Annotated in this window: 16 protein-coding genes and 1 pseudogene; 13 read left to right on the top strand and 4 right to left on the bottom strand. The window is 56.4% G+C overall.

All coding sequences use genetic code 11. The annotated features are described in order from the left end of the window. The first annotated feature begins 49 nt into the window (after nucleotides 1-49). The gene (rhtC, locus tag ABLV11_RS07745) at nucleotides 50-673 is read left to right on the top strand and encodes a threonine export protein RhtC (protein ID WP_126489618.1); all 624 of its coding nucleotides are present in this window, start codon (nucleotides 50-52) and stop codon (nucleotides 671-673) included. Between the two features lie 42 nt (nucleotides 674-715). On the opposite strand, the pseudogene ABLV11_RS07740 reads toward rhtC, so the two are convergent. After that, nucleotides 716-1,021: pseudogene (locus ABLV11_RS07740) on the bottom strand (Rpn family recombination-promoting nuclease/putative transposase); the annotation flags it as partial. A gap of 3 nt (nucleotides 1,022-1,024) precedes the next feature. After that, the gene (rhtB, locus tag ABLV11_RS07735; protein WP_348855269.1) at nucleotides 1,025-1,645 is read right to left on the bottom strand and encodes a homoserine/homoserine lactone efflux protein; all 621 of its coding nucleotides are present in this window, start codon (nucleotides 1,643-1,645) and stop codon (nucleotides 1,025-1,027) included. A 109-nt stretch (nucleotides 1,646-1,754) separates the two neighbouring features. On the opposite strand from rhtB, the gene pldB reads away from it, so the two are divergent. The 3 genes from pldB to ABLV11_RS07720 all read left to right on the top strand — a co-directional run bounded on the left by pldB (nucleotide 1,755) and on the right by ABLV11_RS07720 (nucleotide 4,579). After that, entirely contained in the window at nucleotides 1,755-2,747 is a 993-nt protein-coding gene (gene pldB, locus ABLV11_RS07730; protein WP_004107700.1) for a lysophospholipase L2, read from the top strand. A 43-nt stretch (nucleotides 2,748-2,790) separates the two neighbouring features. Next, complete coding sequence (gene yigL / locus ABLV11_RS07725) at nucleotides 2,791-3,591, top strand: sugar/pyridoxal phosphate phosphatase YigL (protein ID WP_126489617.1); 801 nt, start codon at nucleotides 2,791-2,793, stop codon at nucleotides 3,589-3,591. A gap of 88 nt (nucleotides 3,592-3,679) precedes the next feature. Continuing rightward, nucleotides 3,680-4,579, top strand: a complete 900-nt coding sequence (locus ABLV11_RS07720) for a carboxylate/amino acid/amine transporter (protein WP_004107702.1) — start codon at nucleotides 3,680-3,682, stop codon at nucleotides 4,577-4,579. Here ABLV11_RS07720 and metR read toward each other — a convergent pair. Beyond that, a complete protein-coding gene (metR, locus tag ABLV11_RS07715) occupies nucleotides 4,467-5,420 on the bottom strand; it encodes an HTH-type transcriptional regulator MetR (RefSeq protein ID WP_004107703.1) in 954 nt (317 codons plus the stop codon). The two genes, ABLV11_RS07720 and metR, sit on opposite strands and share 113 nt — an antisense overlap. Before the next feature lie 231 nt (nucleotides 5,421-5,651). Here metR and metE point away from each other — a divergent pair, with 231 nt between their 5' ends. The 6 genes from metE (at nucleotide 5,652) to ABLV11_RS07685 (ending at nucleotide 14,281) form a co-directional block, all read left to right on the top strand. Beyond that, nucleotides 5,652-7,913: a 5-methyltetrahydropteroyltriglutamate--homocysteine S-methyltransferase gene (metE, locus tag ABLV11_RS07710; RefSeq protein ID WP_105889467.1), complete on the top strand. Its 2,262-nt coding sequence runs from the start codon at nucleotides 5,652-5,654 to the stop codon at nucleotides 7,911-7,913. Nucleotides 7,914-8,213: 300 nt separating this feature from the next. Beyond that, nucleotides 8,214-9,629 (top strand): PTS transporter subunit EIIC, encoded by a 1,416-nt coding sequence (locus tag ABLV11_RS07705; protein WP_126489616.1) that lies wholly within the window; start codon nucleotides 8,214-8,216, stop codon nucleotides 9,627-9,629. Nucleotides 9,630-9,651: 22 nt separating this feature from the next. Further along, the gene (locus tag ABLV11_RS07700; RefSeq protein WP_004107708.1) at nucleotides 9,652-11,397 is read left to right on the top strand and encodes a sulfatase; all 1,746 of its coding nucleotides are present in this window, start codon (nucleotides 9,652-9,654) and stop codon (nucleotides 11,395-11,397) included. Nucleotides 11,398-11,440: 43 nt separating this feature from the next. Next, nucleotides 11,441-12,163 carry a GntR family transcriptional regulator gene (locus ABLV11_RS07695; protein ID WP_004107711.1) on the top strand — a complete coding sequence of 241 codons (723 nt, stop codon included), beginning with the start codon at nucleotides 11,441-11,443 and terminating at the stop codon, nucleotides 12,161-12,163. Between the two features lie 40 nt (nucleotides 12,164-12,203). Continuing rightward, entirely contained in the window at nucleotides 12,204-13,496 is a 1,293-nt protein-coding gene (locus tag ABLV11_RS07690) for an anaerobic sulfatase maturase (RefSeq protein WP_126489615.1), read from the top strand. Between the two features lie 95 nt (nucleotides 13,497-13,591). Continuing rightward, nucleotides 13,592-14,281, top strand: coding sequence for a transporter substrate-binding domain-containing protein (locus ABLV11_RS07685; protein ID WP_023321881.1), 690 nt, complete (start codon nucleotides 13,592-13,594; stop codon nucleotides 14,279-14,281). A gap of 3 nt (nucleotides 14,282-14,284) precedes the next feature. Here the strand turns inward: ABLV11_RS07685 and ABLV11_RS07680 are convergent, their stop codons facing one another. After that, nucleotides 14,285-15,097, bottom strand: coding sequence for a dienelactone hydrolase family protein (locus ABLV11_RS07680; RefSeq protein ID WP_004117059.1), 813 nt, complete (start codon nucleotides 15,095-15,097; stop codon nucleotides 14,285-14,287). Nucleotides 15,098-15,363: 266 nt separating this feature from the next. On the opposite strand from ABLV11_RS07680, the gene udp reads away from it, so the two are divergent. The 3 genes from udp (at nucleotide 15,364) to ubiE (ending at nucleotide 18,538) form a co-directional block, all read left to right on the top strand. Then, nucleotides 15,364-16,125 (top strand): uridine phosphorylase, encoded by a 762-nt coding sequence (gene udp, locus ABLV11_RS07675; RefSeq protein WP_126489614.1) that lies wholly within the window; start codon nucleotides 15,364-15,366, stop codon nucleotides 16,123-16,125. Nucleotides 16,126-16,263: 138 nt separating this feature from the next. Continuing rightward, the gene (rmuC, locus tag ABLV11_RS07670) at nucleotides 16,264-17,712 is read left to right on the top strand and encodes a DNA recombination protein RmuC (RefSeq protein WP_023329105.1); all 1,449 of its coding nucleotides are present in this window, start codon (nucleotides 16,264-16,266) and stop codon (nucleotides 17,710-17,712) included. A gap of 70 nt (nucleotides 17,713-17,782) precedes the next feature. Then, on the top strand, nucleotides 17,783-18,538 hold the full coding sequence (ubiE, locus tag ABLV11_RS07665; RefSeq protein ID WP_004107776.1) for a bifunctional demethylmenaquinone methyltransferase/2-methoxy-6-polyprenyl-1,4-benzoquinol methylase UbiE: 756 nt from the start codon (nucleotides 17,783-17,785) through the stop codon (nucleotides 18,536-18,538). The last annotated feature ends 11 nt before the right edge of the window (nucleotides 18,539-18,549 follow it).

Raw genomic sequence — 18,549 nt, 5'->3', positions numbered from 1 at the left:
AAAAGTGCAAATATAGTTTTCGTCCTGACTATTTTCCTGCGAGTTAATTATGTTGACGCTTTTCTTCACCGTCGCGCTGGTGCATATCATTGCGCTGATGAGTCCTGGCCCGGACTTTTTCTTTGTTTCGCAAACCGCCGTTAGCCGCTCTCGTAAGGAGGCGATGATGGGCGTGCTGGGGATCACCTGCGGGGTAATGGTATGGGCGGGCGTAGCGCTGCTCGGCCTGAACCTGATTATCGAGAAGATGGCCTGGCTGCATACCATTATTATGGTCGGCGGCGGCCTGTATCTGTGCTGGATGGGCTTCCAGATGCTGCGTGGCGCGCTGAAACAAGGCGAAGCGGCGGCAGCGGTAGAGCCTCAGGTTGAGCTGGCGCGCAGCGGCCGGAGCTTTCTGAAAGGGCTGCTGACTAATCTGGCGAACCCAAAAGCGATTATCTATTTCGGCTCCGTGTTCTCGCTGTTCGTCGGCGATAGCGTCAGTTCTGGCGCGCGCTGGGGGATTTTTCTGCTGATCGTACTGGAGACGCTGGCCTGGTTCACGGTGGTTGCCAGCCTGTTCGCCCTGCCGGGCATGCGCCGTGGCTATCAGCGGATGGCGAAGTGGATCGACGGCATCGCCGGTACGCTATTCGCCGGCTTCGGTATTCATCTGATTATTTCACGCTAACCCTTCTGCGTCCCGCCCAGGAGGTTATGGGCGGGCCGGGTATTAATGATGGAGCTGCTGCAAATCGTCGGACGTGAGACCGGTCATTTCCATCACCGCAGTAGTATCAATGCCCCGCTCGAGCATGGCCTTTGCGACGTTAAGTAGCGCAGCGCGTTTGCCCTCTTTTATGCCTTCCTTAATGCCCTTTTGCATACCTTCCTCAAGCCACTTTTCTGCCAGAGTCATCAGTACACCTCCATGTTGCGGCACCCGCTGTGCCAGCTCATATGATAGCGGCCGAACATCCTGCTCTTCTCCCGCCTGGGCCATATATTTTATCAGTACGGTAATTTGTTGTTTATCTATACATCACGCGTGGCGGGCGGAGGCCTGCAGGGCGCCGACCAGCATAAACAGCGAACCAAATACCTTATTCAGCGCCTTCATCTGTTTTGGCCCCTTGATCCATGCAGCGATACGCTGGGCCAGCGTGGCGTAGCCAATCATGACGATAATATCGACCACAATAGTGGTAACGCCGAGTACCAGATACTGCATTACCTGAGGCTGGTGCGGCACGATAAACTGCGGGAAGAGCGCGGCGAGAAATACGATGCTTTTCGGATTGGTCAGATTCACGAATACCGCGCGCTTAAAGAGTTTGCCGCGGGTCTGCGCTTTCGCAAGGGTATTCAGATCGAGAGAGCCTGCGGCTCGCCACTGCTGAATGCCGAGCCAGATAAGATAAGCGGCGCCCGCCCATTTCAGGATTTCAAAAGCTAACAGCGATCGAGAGAAGAGCGTCCCCAGGCCGACGCCGACCAGCACGATGTGAATGCCGAGCCCGGTCTGTAGCCCGGCAATAGAGGCCGCCGCGCCGCGATAGCCGTGGTTAATAGAGGTGGTCATGGTATTTATTGCCCCGGAGCCCGGCGACAGGCTGAGAATAATAGATGTTAGCAGATAGGCAAACCACCACTCGAACGTCATGAGAAACTCCCTGATTGTCTGTTTTTATGCCACAATACGCTATTGTGTAAGCATTGTGTGATGCACGACAAAAAAACGATTTTCAGCGGTTATCAGGGGTGTAAGCCCGATGTTTTTGCAGCAAAAGGACTGGGAAACACGAGAAAACGCGTTTGCGGCTTTTACCATGGGGCCACTAACCGATTTCTGGCGTCAGCGGGAAGAGGCTGAATTTACGGGCGTGGATGACGTTCCGGTGCGCTTTGTGCGCTTCTGCGCCAAAAGTCACGACCGGGTCGTGGTGATCTGTCCGGGTCGTATTGAAAGCTACGTTAAGTACGCCGAACTGGCTTACGATCTTTTCCGCAGCGGCTTTGACGTGATGATTATCGATCATCGCGGCCAGGGGCGTTCCGGGCGCATGCTTTCCGATACCCACCGCGGGCACGTCGTAAATTTCAGCGATTACGTTGACGATCTCGCCGCTTTCTGGCAACAACATGTCGTGCCGGGGCACTGGCGGAAACGGTTTATTCTTGCCCATTCCATGGGTGGCGCTATTGCGACGCTATTTTTGCAGCGCCACCACCAGCATTGCGACGCGATGGCGCTCTGCGCGCCGATGTTCGGCATTGTTATGCGCCTGCCTGACTGGATGGTGCGCCACATTCTCGATTGGGCTGAGGGCCATCAGCGCATTCGTGAAGAGTATGCCCTCGGTACCGGCCGCTGGCGGGCGCTGCCCTTTGCGGTCAACGTACTGACGCACAGCCGTCAACGCTATCGTCGCAACCTGCGTTTTTACGCCGATGAGCCGCAGCTGCGGGTCGGCGGGCCAACGTTCCATTGGGTGCGCGAGGGGATCCTTGCGGGCGAAGAGGTGCTGGCCGGCGCGGAAAAAGACGTTACGCCAACATTATTGCTCCAGGCGGAAGAAGAGCGTGTAGTCGATAACCGTATGCACGATCGCTACTGTGAACTTCGCGCCGCAGGCGGCCATCCCTGCGAAGGGAATAAGCCGTTTGTCATAGAAGGGGCATACCATGAGATCCTTTTTGAAAAGGACGCCATGCGCTCGGTCGCGCTAAACGCTATCGTCGATTTTTTTGCTCGACATACTTAATCCGGCGAAACGCTCGTCGCCCTGTTTAGAGGTTAAAATTTTTATGTACCAGGTTGTTGCGTCTGACTTAGATGGCACGCTGCTTTCTCCCGATCACTGCTTAACCCCCTACGCCAAAGAGACGCTGAAACTGCTTACCGCACGCGGTATCAATTTCGTGTTCGCGACCGGCCGCCACTACATCGATGTTGGGCAAATTCGCGATAATCTCGGCATTAAATCCTATATGATCACCTCTAACGGCGCCCGCGTACATGATAGCGACGGGAAGCAGATCTTCGCTCATAACCTTGATCGCGATATCGCCTCTGACCTGTTTGAGATGATGCGAAACGATCCGGCGATCGTAACCAACGTTTATCGTGAAGATGAGTGGTATATGAACCGCCACCGTCCGGAAGAGATGCGCTTCTTCAAAGAGGCAGTGTTTAACTACAAGCTGTACGAGCCGGGCGAGCTGGACCCGGAAGGGATCAGCAAAGTCTTTTTCACCTGCGATAAGCATGAGCATCTGCTGCCGCTGGAGCAGGCGATCAACGCCCGCTGGGGCGATCGGGTGAACGTGAGCTTCTCTACCGTCACCTGCCTCGAAGTGATGGCGGGCGGCGTGTCGAAAGGCCATGCGCTGGAGGCCGTGGCGAAAATGCTCGGCTATAGCCTGAAAGAGTGTATCGCCTTCGGCGACGGTATGAACGATGCGGAAATGCTGTCGATGGCGGGCAAGGGCTGCATTATGGCCAACGCGCACCAGCGGCTGAAAGACCTGCATCCTGAGCTGGAAGTGATTGGCAGCAACGTCGACGACGCCGTTCCCCACTACCTGCGTAAACTCTATCTTGACTAAAAAAGATTGACGATTGTTTAATTAATGAGCAGTCGTCAACCTGTCACTTCGCTACAATGCGTGTTCTTTACTCTATGAGACATTCATTGTGGCGCTACTGATTATCACCACCATTCTGTGGGCCTTCTCTTTTAGCCTCTATGGCGAATACCTTGCAGGTCACGTCGACAGTTATTTCGCGGTGCTGGCGCGCGTTGGTCTGGCGGCGCTGGTCTTTTTACCTTTCCTGCGCACCCGCGGGCAAAGCCTGTCAACCATCGGCCTGTATATGCTGGTGGGGGCGATGCAGCTCGGCATTATGTATATGCTGAGTTTCCAGGCCTATCTGTACCTGACGGTATCTGAACTCCTGCTGTTTACCGTCCTGACGCCGCTCTATATCACGCTGATTTATGATGTAATGAGCCGCCGCCGCCTGCGCTGGGGCTACGCCTGCAGCGCGCTGCTGGCGGTGATCGGCGCGGGTATTATTCGCTACGACCAGGTGACAAATCATTTCTGGACCGGTTTGATCCTGGTGCAGCTCTCCAATATCAGCTTCGCGATTGGCATGGTGGGCTACAAGCGCCTGATGGAAACGCGTCCGATGCCGCAGCATAATGCCTTCGCCTGGTTCTATGTCGGGGCGTTTCTGGTGGCGGCGGTTGCCTGGTCGATACTGGGCAATGCGCAGAAAATGCCGGAAACTTCTCTACAGTGGGGCATTCTGGTGTTCCTTGGCGTGGCGGCATCGGGGATCGGCTACTTCATGTGGAACTACGGCGCCACCCAGGTGGATGCCGGTACGCTCGGCATCATGAACAATATGCATGTACCTGCCGGGCTGCTGGTGAATCTTGCTATCTGGCAGGAGCAGCCCCGTTGGCCAAGTTTTATTACGGGAGCTCTGGTGATCCTGGCCTCGCTGTGGGTCCATCGACGCTGGGTCGCTCCGCACTCCGCACAAACGGTAAATGGTCGCAAGCGTGGTTCCGCGCTGAGCGAATAAACGCCTCGGTCACCGGCTGGCGCTGTTCGCCGTCGCGTACCGCGGCGTATAGCCGGCTCCACAGTCCCTCGCCCAGGGTTTTGGTCACCACCAGACCCTGGCGCTCAAAGCTCTCCACAACCCAGTGCGGCAGGGCGGCGATGCCCATCCGCGCCGCCACCATCTGAATTAACAGCAGCGTATTGTCGACGCTCTTCAGCTGCGGGCTGATCCCCGCAGGCTGCAGGAAGTGACGCCAGATATCCAGACGAGCGCGCTGGACCGGGTAAATCAGCAGCATCTCGGTTGCTAAATCCTCAGGCGCAATGCGCGTTTTTGTCGCCAGCGGATGATCCGGCGCCATCACCAGACGCACTTCGAAATCAAACATTGGCGAATAGTGCAGACCGCTGCGCGGCAGGATATCGGAGGTCATGACCAGATCCAGCTCACCCTGCTGCAGGCCCGGCTGCGGGTCGAAGATCACGCCGGACTGAAAGTCCACTTCCACATGCGGCCAGCGGGCGCGGAAGCTCTCCAGCGCCGGCGTGAGCCATTGAATACAGCTATGGCATTCGATGGCGATACGCAGACGAGTTTGCTGCGGCTCATTGCAATCCTGCAGGGCGCGGCTGATTTGCGGCAGCACCTGGTTGGCCAACTGGAGCAGGATTTCACCCTGCGGCGTAAAGCGCAGCGGCTGACTTTTACGCACAAACAGACGGAAGCCAAGGCGCTGTTCCAGATCGCTGAACTGGTGGGACAAGGCGGATTGAGTCTGGTGCAGGGCCGCTGCCGCGCCTGCCAGCGAACCGCTGTTCCGCAACGCCTGGAGCGTTTTCAGGTGTTTAATTTCGATCATGAAAGTCCTTCACTTCGCCATGAATAATTTGCGCTTGAGGAATATACAGTAACTGCCAATTATGGATGTGTAAACATCTGGACGGCTAAATCCTTTATCTTTCGAATTTATGGTGCGTTGGCTGCACTTCCTCACCCCAGTCACTTACTTCAGTAAGCTCCTGGGGATGAGCAAGTTTGCCGCCTTCCCTAAATCCGAAATCTTTCGGATTGCAATTATGAGGCTCAAAAAATGACAATTATTAACCACACCCTCGGTTTCCCTCGCGTTGGCCTGCGTCGCGAGCTGAAGAAAGCGCAAGAAAGCTATTGGGCGGGCAATATCAGCCGCGAAGAACTGCTGGCCGTTGGCCGGGAACTGCGCGCTCGCCACTGGGAACAGCAAAAGCAGGCGGGCGTTGATCTGCTGCCGGTTGGCGATTTCGCCTGGTACGACCATGTTCTGACCACCAGCCTGTGGCTTGGCAACGTGCCGGCTCGTCATCAGAACAAAGACGGCTCCGTTGATATCGATACTCTGTTTCGCATGGGTCGCGGCCGCGCGCCGACCGGCGAACCGGCCGCGGCGGCGGAAATGACCAAATGGTTTAACACCAACTACCACTACATGGTGCCGGAATTCGTGAAGGGCCAGCAGTTCAAACTGAGCTGGAACCAGCTGTTGGATGAGGTGGACGAAGCGCTGGCGCTGGGCCACAAAGTGAAGCCCGTCCTGCTTGGGCCAGTCACCTATCTGTGGCTTGGGAAGGTGAAAGGCGAGTCGTTCGATCGTCTGAACCTGCTGCACGATATTCTGCCGGTTTACCAGCAGGTGCTGGCGGAGCTGGCAAAACGCGGCATTGAGTGGGTGCAGATTGATGAACCGGCGCTGGTGCTCGAGCTGCCGCAGACGTGGCTGGACGCTTTCAAACCGGCTTATGAGGCGCTTAATGGCCAGGTTAAGCTACTGTTGACCACCTACTTTGAAGGCATTACCGATAACCTCGACACCATTACCGCGCTGCCGGTGCAGGGTTTGCATGTGGATCTGGTCCATGGCCAGGATGATGTCGCCGAACTGCATAAGCGGCTGCCTGCCGACTGGCTGCTCTCCGCGGGCCTGATCAACGGTCGCAACGTCTGGCGCGCCGATCTGAGCGAAAAATACGCGCAGGTTAAAGGGATTGTCGGCAAACGCGAGCTGTGGGTTGCCTCTTCCTGCTCCCTGCTGCACAGCCCGATCGATTTGAGCGTGGAAACGCGGCTTGATGCCGAAGTGAAGAGCTGGTTTGCCTTCGCCCTGCAAAAATGCCAGGAACTGGCGCTGCTGCGCGATGCGCTGAACAGCGGCGACACCGCTGCGATTGCTGACTGGAGCGCGCCGATCCGGGCCCGTCGCTATTCAACCCGCGTGCATAACGCGGCGGTAGAGAAGCGTCTGGCAGCTATAACCGCTCAGGACAGTCAGCGTCAAAGCGGCTACGAAGTTCGCGCCGAAGCGCAGCGCGCCCGCTTTAAGCTGCCGGCCTGGCCGACCACCACCATCGGTTCTTTCCCGCAGACTCCCGAGATCCGCGGCCTGCGTCTGGACTTCAAAAAAGGCCATCTCGACGCTAACCGCTACCGCACCGGCATCGCTGAACACATCAAGCAGGCGATCGTCGAGCAGGAGCGGCTGGGGCTGGACGTGCTGGTACACGGTGAGGCCGAACGTAACGACATGGTGGAATATTTTGGCGAACATCTGGACGGCTTTATCTTCACCCAGAACGGCTGGGTACAGAGCTACGGTTCCCGCTGCGTTAAGCCGCCGGTGGTGATTGGCGACGTCAGCCGTCCGGAGGCGATCACCGTCGAGTGGGCAAAATACGCACAGTCGCTGACCGACAAACCGGTAAAAGGCATGCTGACCGGTCCTGTGACCATTCTTTGCTGGTCCTTCCCGCGCGAGGACGTCAGCCGTGAAACGATTGCGAAACAGATTGCCCTGGCGCTGCGCGACGAAGTGGCGGATCTGGAAGCCGCCGGTATCGGCATCATCCAGATTGACGAACCGGCGCTGCGCGAAGGGCTACCGCTGAAACGTAGCGACTGGGAGGACTATCTGGCGTGGGGTGTGGAAGCTTTTCGCATCAATGCCGCGGTGGCGAAAGATGACACCCAGATCCATACCCATATGTGCTATTGCGAGTTCAACGACATCATGGACTCTATCGCCGCGCTGGATGCGGACGTGATTACCATCGAAACCTCGCGCTCTGATATGGAGCTGCTGGAGTCGTTTGAAGAGTTCGACTATCCGAATGAGATCGGGCCGGGGGTGTACGATATTCACTCGCCGAACGTCCCAGGCGTGGAGTGGATCGAGGCGCTGCTGAAGAAAGCCGCGCAGCGCATCCCGGCAGAGCGCCTGTGGGTAAACCCGGACTGCGGCCTGAAAACCCGCGGCTGGGCGGAAACCCGTGCTGCGCTGGCCAACATGGTTAAAGCCGCGCAGAACCTGCGTCAGGCATAGTATAACCACGCTTTCCGGTGTCCGGATGACAGCATAATAACCCCTGAGCCACTCAGTGCTCTTTCCCCCGGTGGGGGCTACGGATCGCCGCCGCCTGCGGGCCGGTAGCCCGAGTAAGCACAGCGCAACCCGGCGAATGTGCTTATCCTGACCACTCTCTGCTCAAGGAGGCTTCGGCCTCCTTTTTTGTTCTTCCCTGCCAAAAATCGATCGCTGGTGCGCCTTTATGACGATCCTCACAAACATAATAACATTATATTGTTATAACAATTGCCAGTAAAATAATAAAGGAACCTCTGTATGGACTACAACCAGGTGGCAAACGCGATTGTGGGGCACTGTGGCGGCTTAGCTAATTTTCTGCATGTGACCAACTGTATGACGCGCGTACGAATGACGATAAGCGATCAAACACGAGTCAATATCGCCGCGCTTAAAAGCATTGAAGGCGTACTCGGGGTCGTTGAGGACGATACCCTGCAGGTTATTGTCGGGCCGGGAAAATCGTCGAAGGTCGCAAATGTGATTAACGATCTGCTTAAGGGCCAGCCTGCGGACGCTACTCCGTTAAGCAACGTTGAGCAAAAAGCTCAGCTGGCGCGGGAAAAGGCGAAAAAACAGACCCGCACCAAAGTTATTCTTAAGCATATTGCCAATATTTTTGTGCCGATCCTGCCATCGTTGATTGCCGCCGGTATTCTGATGGGAATTAATAACGTGCTGGTGAACTCGGCCGCTTCCTGGGCGCTGGTGCATCATGTGGCGGCGCCGGGAGACCTGTCGCCTACCCAGGTGGTGCTCGATCAACGGCATATGCTCGGCATCAGCCAGTTCCTTGATATCGTCTCTAAAGCGCTGTTCGGCTTCCTCGCCATTTATACCGGCGTGACGGCGGCGAAGGAGTTTGACGGAAACGCGGTGATGGGCGGCCTGCTGGGGGCGATCACCATCGTGCCGCAGATTACCGCGCTGGGGCTGATCCCGGGGCAGGGCGGGCTGATTGGCGTCATTCTTTGCGCCTGGCTAATGTGCCTGCTGGAAAAACGGGTGCGGCGCTTTGTCCCGGATATTGTTGATGTTGTGGTCACGCCAACTATCGTGTTGGTGGTGATGGCAGCGGCGCTGCTGCTGGTGATTATGCCTGTGGCGGGCGTCATTTCTAACGGTATTCTGCACGGGCTAAACGGCCTGCTCTCTACCGGCGGCATTGCGGCTGGGTTTGTCCTCTCCGCGCTTTTCCCCTTCCTGATTTCGCTTGGTCTGCATCACGGCCTGTTCCCTATTCATCTGGAGATGATTAACGCGACCGGCCACGCGCCGCTTTTTGCCATCCAGATTATGTCCAACGCCGGGATGGTGGGTGCCGCGACGGCGGTGCTGCTGCTGACGCGCGACCCGATGATGAAGAAAATCGCTAAAGGGGCGATCCCGACCTCTATTCTGGCGGTGGGTGAACCGACCATTTTCGGCGTCAATATTCCGGCAGGATTTGCCTTTATAACCGGCTCCATCGGCGCTGGTTTCGGCGGAATGATGGTGGTGCTGCTGGGCGTCTCAACCAACGGTGTTGGCGCCGCCGGGCTGTCCGCGCTGCCGCTCATCGCCGACGGCAAATATTTGCAGTACATCATCTCATGGTTAACCGGCTGCGCTGCAGCCTTCGTGCTGACCTATATCGTCGGCAAAGTACGCGGTTACGATAAAGAAACGGCGTGAAGGAAGAGTGAAGGAGTAAAGCATGAAAGCGATAATGTTGATGTTTGATTCGCTGAATAAGCGCCTGCTGTCGGCCTACGGCAGCGACAGGGCGATCACGCCGAATTTCCAGCGGCTGAGGGAGCGTACGGTTCGTTTTGACAACTGCTATGTCGGCAGCATGCCCTGCATGCCCGCACGCCGGGAGCTGCATACCGGACGCTATAACTTTTTACATCGCGGCTGGTCGCCAATCGAGCCGTTCGATGATTCGGTTCCCGAGCTGCTGAAGAAGAACGGTATTCACACCCACCTGGTGACGGATCACAAACACTACTGGCGCGACGGCGGAGCGACCTATCACTCTCGCTACAGCACCTACGAGTTTGTGCGCGGCCAGGAGGGCGATGCATGGAAAGGGGTGGTGGATAAGCCGCAATATCGCTACGAATCCGGCGAGCCGGAGGAGATCAAACAGCGGCGGATCGCCAGCCGGATTCAGCATCAGATCAACGTGCAGTTTATGCAGAACGAAGAGGATCATCATCTGGCAAAGACGATCGGCAAAGGGCTGGGGTTTATCGACGCCAACCATGCCAGCGACAACTGGTTTCTGCAGCTGGAATGTTTCGACCCGCATGAGCCGTTTTTCGTGCCGGAAAAATATCTCAAGATGTACGGCATTGACGATCCTGCGCAGTTCGACGGCTGGCCGCCTTACTACTTCGTCACCGAAAGCGACGAACGCAAGAGCATGATCCAGAAATACTATATGGCGCTGCTGACGATGGTGGATGCGTACGTCGGTAAGGTGCTGGACTATATGGATCGTTACGATCTCTGGCGCGACACGATGCTGATCGTCAACACCGACCACGGTTTTTTGCTCGGCGAGCACGAGTGGTGGGGGAAAAATATTATGCCGCTGTATAACGAAGTGGCAAATATTCCGCTGTTTATCTGGCATCCGCAGTATGGCGGCGCGGGCGAGTCTCGTCAGGCGCTGGCGCAGACCATCGATATCGCCGCGACGCTGCTGGATTGTTTTGGCCTGAATAAACCGGCGGATATGCAGGGCGTGTCGCTGCTGCCCGCGCTGCGCGACGATACCCCGGTCCGCGACTATGCCCTGTTTGGCTACCACGGCTGCCATATTAATATTACCGATGGTCGCTACGTCTATATGCGCTCGCCCGTTGAGCAAGGCGTCGATGGCCTGTTTGAATACACCCTGATGCCGACTCGTATCAATCGTCGCTTCACGCCACAGGAGCTGCGCGAAACGACGCTGCATCCGCCGTTTCGCTTTACCAAGGGCTGTCCGGTAATGAAAATTCCCGCTGAGTCGGTGATGACCCGCGGCGCCGATCGCTTCGGTCATCGACTATATGATTTACACACCGATCCGACGCAGCAAACCCAGTGCCGGGATGAACACGCGGCGCGGCGGCTGCGGGAGCAGATGATCTGCATGATGAAGGAGAACGATGCGCCCGCTGAGCTGTACGCGCGCTATGGCCTGGATGATGCGCAAAGCCCGCTGCTGGGGCTGGATCCGCATCTGCTACCGGAGCTGGCCGCCTTTACGCCGCAGGTGCGCTACGGCCTGTTTGCGCTACTGCAGCATCTGGAGGGCAGCGGGCAGCATGTTCTGGCTGACAAACTGAGGGCCGCCTGTCAGCCGGACTGGGCGCGGCAAAATTTGTGGGCTTTCGTGCAGAACGAGGTTCCGGAGGAGCAGCATCAGAGCGTGTACTATAAGATGGCGTTAGAAATGCGACTTGATTAAGGGGTACCCCCGGCTGCGGCCGGGGAACAGGAGTGCGAAGTTAATGAAAGAAGAACTGGACTATTCTCGCGGCGCGAAACCATTGTACGCCCAGCTTCACGATATCCTGCTGGAAAAGCTGAGAACCGGGGCCTACAAAAAGAATGATGTCCTGCCGACCGAAGCCGAGTTTGAAGAACTGTTCGGCGTCAGCCGCATCACCGCCCGGCGCGCGCTGGCCGAGCTGGCCGCGAAAGGGCTGGTAAAACGCCAGGCTGGAATCGGCACTATGGTTATCAGCACCTCAGAGAAACAGGGCGTCAAAACCCGTATCCGGCTGGTTGATGGCCAGCAGCAGCACTCTATTTCGCGACATAATCTGACACTCGAGCAGCTGTTGCCGCCGGCGGAAGTGGCGCAGGCCTTCGCTCTCCCGGCGGGGCAGAAAATTCAGCGTCTCACCCGCACGATATATCGACAAAACGAACTGCCCGCGCAGGTAAACTATATCTGGCTGACGCCGCGTCTGGGCGAGCTGACTTTAGACGCGTTTAAAGAAGGTTTGTATAGTGCGCTGGAACAGCGCGGCGAGAATATTGACAGCTATAAAGACACCATTACCGCCGAGCTGCCGACGGCCCAGGACTGCGACATTCTGCAGGTTGCCGCAGGCGAGCCGCTGCTGGTGAAGACTCGCCAGGGATTTAACGATCGCGGCGAGCTGGTGGAATATACCATCGCCCGCCATATCGCCAGCTGCTATCAGTACATTGTAGAGAACAGTTAATGGCAGCATTTACCGGGCCATCAAATCTGGGGAAATTAGCATGATTCATGGCTGCCACGTGATGGCAAAGCCGAGCGGCTCGGTGTGTAACATCGATTGCACCTACTGCTTTTATCTGGAAAAAGAAGCGCTTTATCCGGAACGGAATAAAAACTGGCGCATGTCCGATGAGACGCTGGAAAACTATATTCGCCAGCATATTGCCGCCCAGTCCGGCGATGCGGTGACCTTTGCCTGGCAGGGCGGCGAGCCGACCATGATGGGGCTGCCGTTCTTTCGCCGGGTCGTTGAGCTGTGCGGCCAGTACGCCAACGGTAAGAAGATAGAACATGCGCTGCAAACTAACGGCGTCCTGGTGGACGAAGAGTGGGCGCGTTTTTTTGCCGAACAGGGTTTTCTGGTGGGTTTGTCGATAGACGGCCCGGCGCATCTGCATAACCAGTACCGCGTTAACCGCGCCGGAAAGGGTACCCACGAAAAGGTTGTTGCGGCGATGGCGCTGCTGAAGGCGCATAACGTCGAGTTCAATACCCTGACCGTCGTCGGCAAGCATAACGTCGATCATGCCCGTGAAGTGTATGATTTCCTGCTGGCGGCCGGTTCGCGCTATATGCAGTTTATCCCGCTGGTCGAACGGATGAGCAGCGACGCCTCGGCGCCGCTCCAGCTGGTGCTCCCGGGTGAGAGCGCGGCGCGGCTGGCGCCCTGGACGGTACCCTCCTGGCAGTTCGGCGAGTTTCTTAACCAAATTTTCGATATCTGGGTGCGTCGCGACGTCGATCGCGTCTACGTGCAGATGTTTGACGTTGCCCTGGCTGCATGGACCGGTCAGCCGCCGGTACTTTGCGTACATTCGCCAACCTGCGGGCACGCTTTTGCGCTGGAATCGAACGGCGATCTGTATAACTGCGATCACTTTGTTTATCCGGAGCATAAGCTGGGTAATATTCATCAGCAGAGCATCCGCGAGCTGAATAATAGCGAGCAGGCCATCGCCTTTGGTCAGGCAAAACAAGAGACGCTAACGGCGGATTGCCGCAGCTGCGAGTTTCGCTTTGCCTGCCACGGCGGTTGTCCGAAACATCGCTTCGCCGTTTCCCCAAGCGGTCGCCCCGGCCATAGCTACCTGTGCGCAGGCTACCAGCACTTTTTCAAACACGTGACGCCGTATATGAACGTCTGGCGGCAGCTTCTGGAAAACGGCTATCCGCTCCCGGCCATGATGCAGTGGCTGGCGCAAGAAGAGAAGCAGCCGAAAACGGCTTCCCGCAACGACCCTTGCCCCTGCGGCAGCGGACGAAAATATAAAAAATGCTGCGGCGCGCAGCATTGATATGCTTAAAGTAATACGTCAAAGCCCTGGTGCTGGAGATGGCCAGAGTTAATCATTTACTGAATGGGTCTACTGTCACTCTTCGGAGATGAATGATGATTGAACGCCACGAGCAAAAGAAGTATTTACGTTTTGCCATTAATCTGGGCAACCCGGTTCTTACGATACTGTCGCCAGATGGATCGCCGGGGGGGATAACCGTTGAACTGGCAAAGAAACTGGCGACTGAGAGCCAGCGTGAAGCGCGGTTGGTGACCTGGCCAACGGCCGGGCAGGTCGTGGATGCGGCGCTGATGGATCAATGGGATATCGCTTTTCTGGCTATCGACCCGGCGAGGGAAGATAAGCTTCGCTTTACGCCCTCCTACATCACGATCGAGAGTTCGCTGATGGTTAAAAAAGAGAGCAAGATTCAATCGGTTCAGGAGATGGACCGCGAAGGTTCAGTAATCAACGTGGGCAAAGGTGCGGCCTACGAGCTGTATCTGATTCGCACGCTAAAACATGCGACGCTGCGCCAATATGCCACTTCGCAGGATGCTATACAGGCGTTCATCAACGGCGAAGGTGATATGGTGGCCGGTATTCGTCAGCCTCTGGAGAAAGCCGCGCGGGATAATCCACAGTTTCGCGTTTTACCCGATAGTTTTAGCCAGATACATCAGGCGATATGCGTGCCGCGCAATGCGACACAGCACTATGAATTTATTTGCCGCTGCCTTTCTTCATGGATAGCGGACGGGACTATTGCCGGGATGGTGAGTCACCATATCGGCAATAGTTGATTTTTACCCCCGCTTACCGCCGTACTGCGCAAACCACGCCAGCATTCGCTGCCAGCCGTCTTTCGCCGACTCTTCATGATAGCTGGCGCGATAGTCGGCATTAAAAGCGTGGCCGGCCTGCGGATAAACCACAATTTCCGCCGTGGCGTTGGCCGCCCGTAGCGCCTGGCGCATGGTTTCTACCGTATCCTGTGGGATGCTGTCATCTTTTGCGCCATACAGCCCTAAAACCGGCGCATTCAGATCGACGGCGACATCGACCGGATGCTTCGGCGAATTAAGCGTTTTTTCGCCGACCAGCTTGCCGTACCAGGCGACGGCGGCTTTTAGCTGCGGGTTATGCGCAGCGTACAGCCATGTGATGCGCCCGCCCCAGCAGAAACCGGTAATGAGCAGACGGTGGGCGTCGCCGCCGTGGCGGTAGGCCCAGCTGGCCACGTGATCGAGGTCGGCCAGCACCTGAGAATCCGGCACCTTTGTGACCAGTCCCTGGAACAGAGAAGGAATGTCGCTGTAATCGTTAGGATCGCCCTGGCGGAAATACAGCTCCGGTGCGATAGCCAGATACCCCTCCTTCGCCAGGCGGCGGCAGATATCGCGGATATGTTCATGCACGCCGAAAATTTCCTGAACCACGATAACCACCGGCAGCGAACCGTCGACGCTGCGCGGGCGGGCATGGAATGCCGGCATGTTATCTCCCTGCGAAGGGATGGATGTCTCCCCGGAGACGATGTTCTCATCTGATGTGTGAACGGCAGTTGAGGCGTGCGGCGTGGCTGCAGGTGCAAAGCCGGTTGGCTTGATTGTCGTCATGGTATTCTCCGTACCCTCAATGATTAGCGCATCAATAACTATAGCTGCTCTGGACAGGACGTTAACCAAACACAGTGCCCGAAACCGGCTATCTTTTGTTCAGGGTTCTGAGATTTAGCTTGTTAATGTGATGTTTATCACTATTTTATGGAAAGTTATTGCAATGAATTTCATTCATGGTGATTGGTATCACAAAACTGAACCAGCAGCTTCTGTAAAGTACCGTTTTGCTTCTGCTGATAATTCGACCCACAGAGGAGTTTTTTATGTCCAAGTCTGATGTTTTTCATCTCGGCCTCACCAAAAACGATTTACAAGGGGCTACGCTGGCTATCGTCCCTGGCGATCCGGAGCGTGTGGAAAAGATCGCCGCGCTGATGGATAAGCCGGTTAAGCTGGCATCTCACCGTGAATTCACCACCTGGCGCGCCGAGCTGGATGGTAAAGCAGTGATTGTCTGCTCTACCGGTATCGGCGGCCCATCGACCTCTATCGCCGTGGAAGAACTGGCCCAGCTCGGCATCCGTACCTTCCTGCGTATTGGTACCACCGGCGCCATTCAGCCGCACATTAACGTAGGTGATGTTCTGGTGACCACCGCTTCTGTCCGCCTGGACGGTGCAAGCCTGCACTTTGCGCCGATGGAGTTCCCGGCGGTGGCTAATTTTGAATGTACTACCGCGCTGGTTGAAGCGGCGAAGTCTATTGGCGCAACCACCCATATCGGCGTGACCGCCTCTTCCGACACCTTCTATCCGGGCCAGGAACGTTACGATACCTTCTCCGGCCGCGTCGTTAGCCGCTTTAAAGGCTCGATGGAAGAGTGGCAGGCGATGGGCGTAATGAACTATGAAATGGAATCCGCCACTCTGCTGACCATGTGCGCCAGCCAGGGCCTGCGCGCCGGAATGGTTGCCGGGGTTATCGTCAACCGTACCCAGCAGGAGATTCCGAACGCGGAAACCATGAAGCAAACCGAAAGCCACGCGGTGAAAATTGTCGTGGAAGCGGCGCGCCGCCTGCTGTAATTATTCTCTCTTCGTATAAGGGTCGGATTCTTCGGCCCTTCTTTTTTGCGTAGCGCCTCGCAGGAAAACCCTTTCAAACTGGACGTTTGTACAGCACAATTCTATTTTGTGCCGTAAGTCGTTGCCGCAGGGGGCGTTGTGGATATCTCAATTATTATTAGTGCCGTCGTGGCGCTGGCCGTGGGGCTGATTGTCGGCTGGCTGGCGACCAAAGCGCACGCCGATCAAATTCGCGCCGATCTCATCGAAGAGCGGCGCGAGCTGGATATTGAGCTGAGCGCCACCCGCCAACGGCTGGTACAGGAGTCTCACTGGCGAGAAGAGTGTGAACTGCTGAATAACGAGCTGCGCAGCCTGCGCGAAATCAACGCCTCGCTGGAAGCTGACCTCCGCGAAGTGACCACTCGTCTTGAATCCACTCAGCTGCATGCGGAAGACAAAATCCGCCAGATGGTTAACAGCGAGCAGCGGCTTAGCGAGCAGTTTGAGAATCTGGCGAACCGTATTTTTGAGCACAGTAATCGCCGGGTAGATGAGCAGAACCGCCAGAGCCTGCATGGTCTGCTGACGCCGCTGCGCGAACAGCTGGATGGCTTTCGTCGGCAGGTGCAGGATAGCTTTGGCCAGGAAGCGCGGGAGCGTCACACCCTGGCCCATGAAATCCGCAATCTTCAGCAGCTAAATGCGCAGATGGCCCAGGAAGCGCTAAATCTGACCCGCGCGCTAAAAGGCGATAACAAAACCCAGGGCAACTGGGGCGAGGTGGTGTTGACCCGCGTACTGGAAGCATCGGGGCTGCGGGAAGGCCATGAATATCAAACTCAGGTGAGCATCGAAACGGAAAACCGCGCGCGGATGCAGCCTGATGTGATCGTCCGTTTGCCGCAGGGAAAGGACGTGGTCATCGATGCCAAAATGACCCTGGTGGCCTATGAGCGCTACTTCAACGCTGACGATGATTACACCCGAGAAGCGGCGCTGCAGGAGCATATTGCTTCCGTACGCAACCATATGCGCCTGCTGGGACGCAAAGATTATCAGCAGCTGCCTGGGCTGCGCTCGCTTGACTATGTTCTGATGTTTATCCCGGTGGAACCGGCCTTCCTGCTGGCAATCGATCGCCAGCCGGAACTCATTAGCGAAGCGCTGAAAAACAACATCATGCTGGTGAGCCCGACCACGCTGCTGGTGGCGCTACGGACCATCGCCAATCTCTGGCGCTATGAACATCAGAGCCGTAACGCGCAGAAAATTGCCGAAAGAGCGGGGCGTCTGTATGACAAGATGCGTCTGTTTGTTGACGATATGTCGGCCATTGGCCAGAGCCTGGATAAAGCCCAGGATAACTACCGTCAGGCGATGAAAAAGCTCGCCTCCGGGCGCGGTAACCTGCTGGTGCAGGCGGAGTCATTTCGCGGGCTGGGGGTGGAGGTTAAACGTGGGATTAATCCTGACTTAGTCGAACAGGCAGCCGCGCAGGATGAAGAATACTTCCTTACAGATGACGGTAACGCGCAGGAAGATAAAGACTTTTCTGCCGATAAGGCCGTTGCCGCTGCGTATGAGAACCGTCCTCAGCCGCGTTGAAGCGTATGGGAAGTGCGCTAAACCTGTTACACTCAACGAACATTTTCTTGATAAGTAAGCAGGCATAGAGATGGTTGAGGATTCACAAGAAACGACGCATTTTGGCTTTCAGACTGTCGCCAAAGAGCAGAAAGCTGACATGGTGGCGCATGTATTTCATTCTGTGGCCGCAAAATATGACGTAATGAACGATCTGATGTCGTTCGGTATTCATCGTTTGTGGAAGCGTTTCACCATCGACTGCAGCGGCGTCCGCCGTGGGCAAACCGTGTTGGATCTGGCCGGAGGAACCGGCGATCTGACGGCGAAATTTTCTCGCCTGGTCGGCGAAACCGGCCGCGTGATGCTGGCGGATATCAACGACTCTATGCTGAAAATGGGCCGTGAAAAGCTGCGCAATATCGGCATTGTCGGCAACGTGGAATACGTCCAGGCGAACGCCGAAGCGCTACCTTTTGCGGACAACACCTTTGACTGCATTACGATTTCTTTCGGTCTGCGTAACGTGACGGATAAAGAAAAAGCGCTGCGCTCTATGTACCGCGTATTAAAGCCGGGTGGCCGTCTGCTGGTGCTGGAATTCTCAAAACCGATTATTGAGCCGCTTAGCAAAGCCTACGACGCCTATTCCTTCCATATCCTGCCGCGCGTAGGCGAGCTGGTTGCGAAAGACGCCGAAAGCTATCGTTATCTTGCTGAATCTATTCGAATGCATCCCGATCAGGACACGCTGAAAGGCATGATGCAGGATGCAGGATTTGAAAACGTCGACTACTACAACCTCACGGCAGGCATCGTTGCGCTACACCGCGGTTATAAGTTCTGACAGGAGGGACG

It is taken from the genome of Klebsiella sp. GW_Kp181, assembly GCF_040062315.1.
GTDB lineage: Bacteria > Pseudomonadota > Gammaproteobacteria > Enterobacterales > Enterobacteriaceae > Klebsiella > Klebsiella oxytoca.
The sequence above is the reverse complement of the archived record's forward strand: the minus strand, read 5'-3'. Positions and strand labels throughout refer to the sequence as shown.

Excerpts from the sequence above, each read along its gene's own strand:
- rhtC (WP_126489618.1), top strand. The coding sequence starts at position 50 with ATGTTGACGCTTTTCTTCACCGTCGCGCTGGTGCATATCATTGCGCTG.
- yigL (WP_126489617.1), top strand. The coding sequence starts at position 2,791 with ATGTACCAGGTTGTTGCGTCTGACTTAGATGGCACGCTGCTTTCTCCC.
- ubiE (WP_004107776.1), top strand. The coding sequence starts at position 17,783 with ATGGTTGAGGATTCACAAGAAACGACGCATTTTGGCTTTCAGACTGTC.
- udp (WP_126489614.1), top strand. The coding sequence starts at position 15,364 with ATGTCCAAGTCTGATGTTTTTCATCTCGGCCTCACCAAAAACGATTTA.
- ABLV11_RS07700 (WP_004107708.1), top strand. The coding sequence starts at position 9,652 with ATGAAAGCGATAATGTTGATGTTTGATTCGCTGAATAAGCGCCTGCTG.
- metE (WP_105889467.1), top strand. The coding sequence starts at position 5,652 with ATGACAATTATTAACCACACCCTCGGTTTCCCTCGCGTTGGCCTGCGT.
- pldB (WP_004107700.1), top strand. The coding sequence starts at position 1,755 with ATGTTTTTGCAGCAAAAGGACTGGGAAACACGAGAAAACGCGTTTGCG.
- ABLV11_RS07680 (WP_004117059.1), bottom strand. The coding sequence starts at position 15,097 with ATGACGACAATCAAGCCAACCGGCTTTGCACCTGCAGCCACGCCGCAC.
- metR (WP_004107703.1), bottom strand. The coding sequence starts at position 5,420 with ATGATCGAAATTAAACACCTGAAAACGCTCCAGGCGTTGCGGAACAGC.
- ABLV11_RS07685 (WP_023321881.1), top strand. The coding sequence starts at position 13,592 with ATGATTGAACGCCACGAGCAAAAGAAGTATTTACGTTTTGCCATTAAT.
- ABLV11_RS07690 (WP_126489615.1), top strand. The coding sequence starts at position 12,204 with ATGATTCATGGCTGCCACGTGATGGCAAAGCCGAGCGGCTCGGTGTGT.
- rhtB (WP_348855269.1), bottom strand. The coding sequence starts at position 1,645 with ATGACGTTCGAGTGGTGGTTTGCCTATCTGCTAACATCTATTATTCTC.
- ABLV11_RS07695 (WP_004107711.1), top strand. The coding sequence starts at position 11,441 with ATGAAAGAAGAACTGGACTATTCTCGCGGCGCGAAACCATTGTACGCC.
- ABLV11_RS07705 (WP_126489616.1), top strand. The coding sequence starts at position 8,214 with ATGGACTACAACCAGGTGGCAAACGCGATTGTGGGGCACTGTGGCGGC.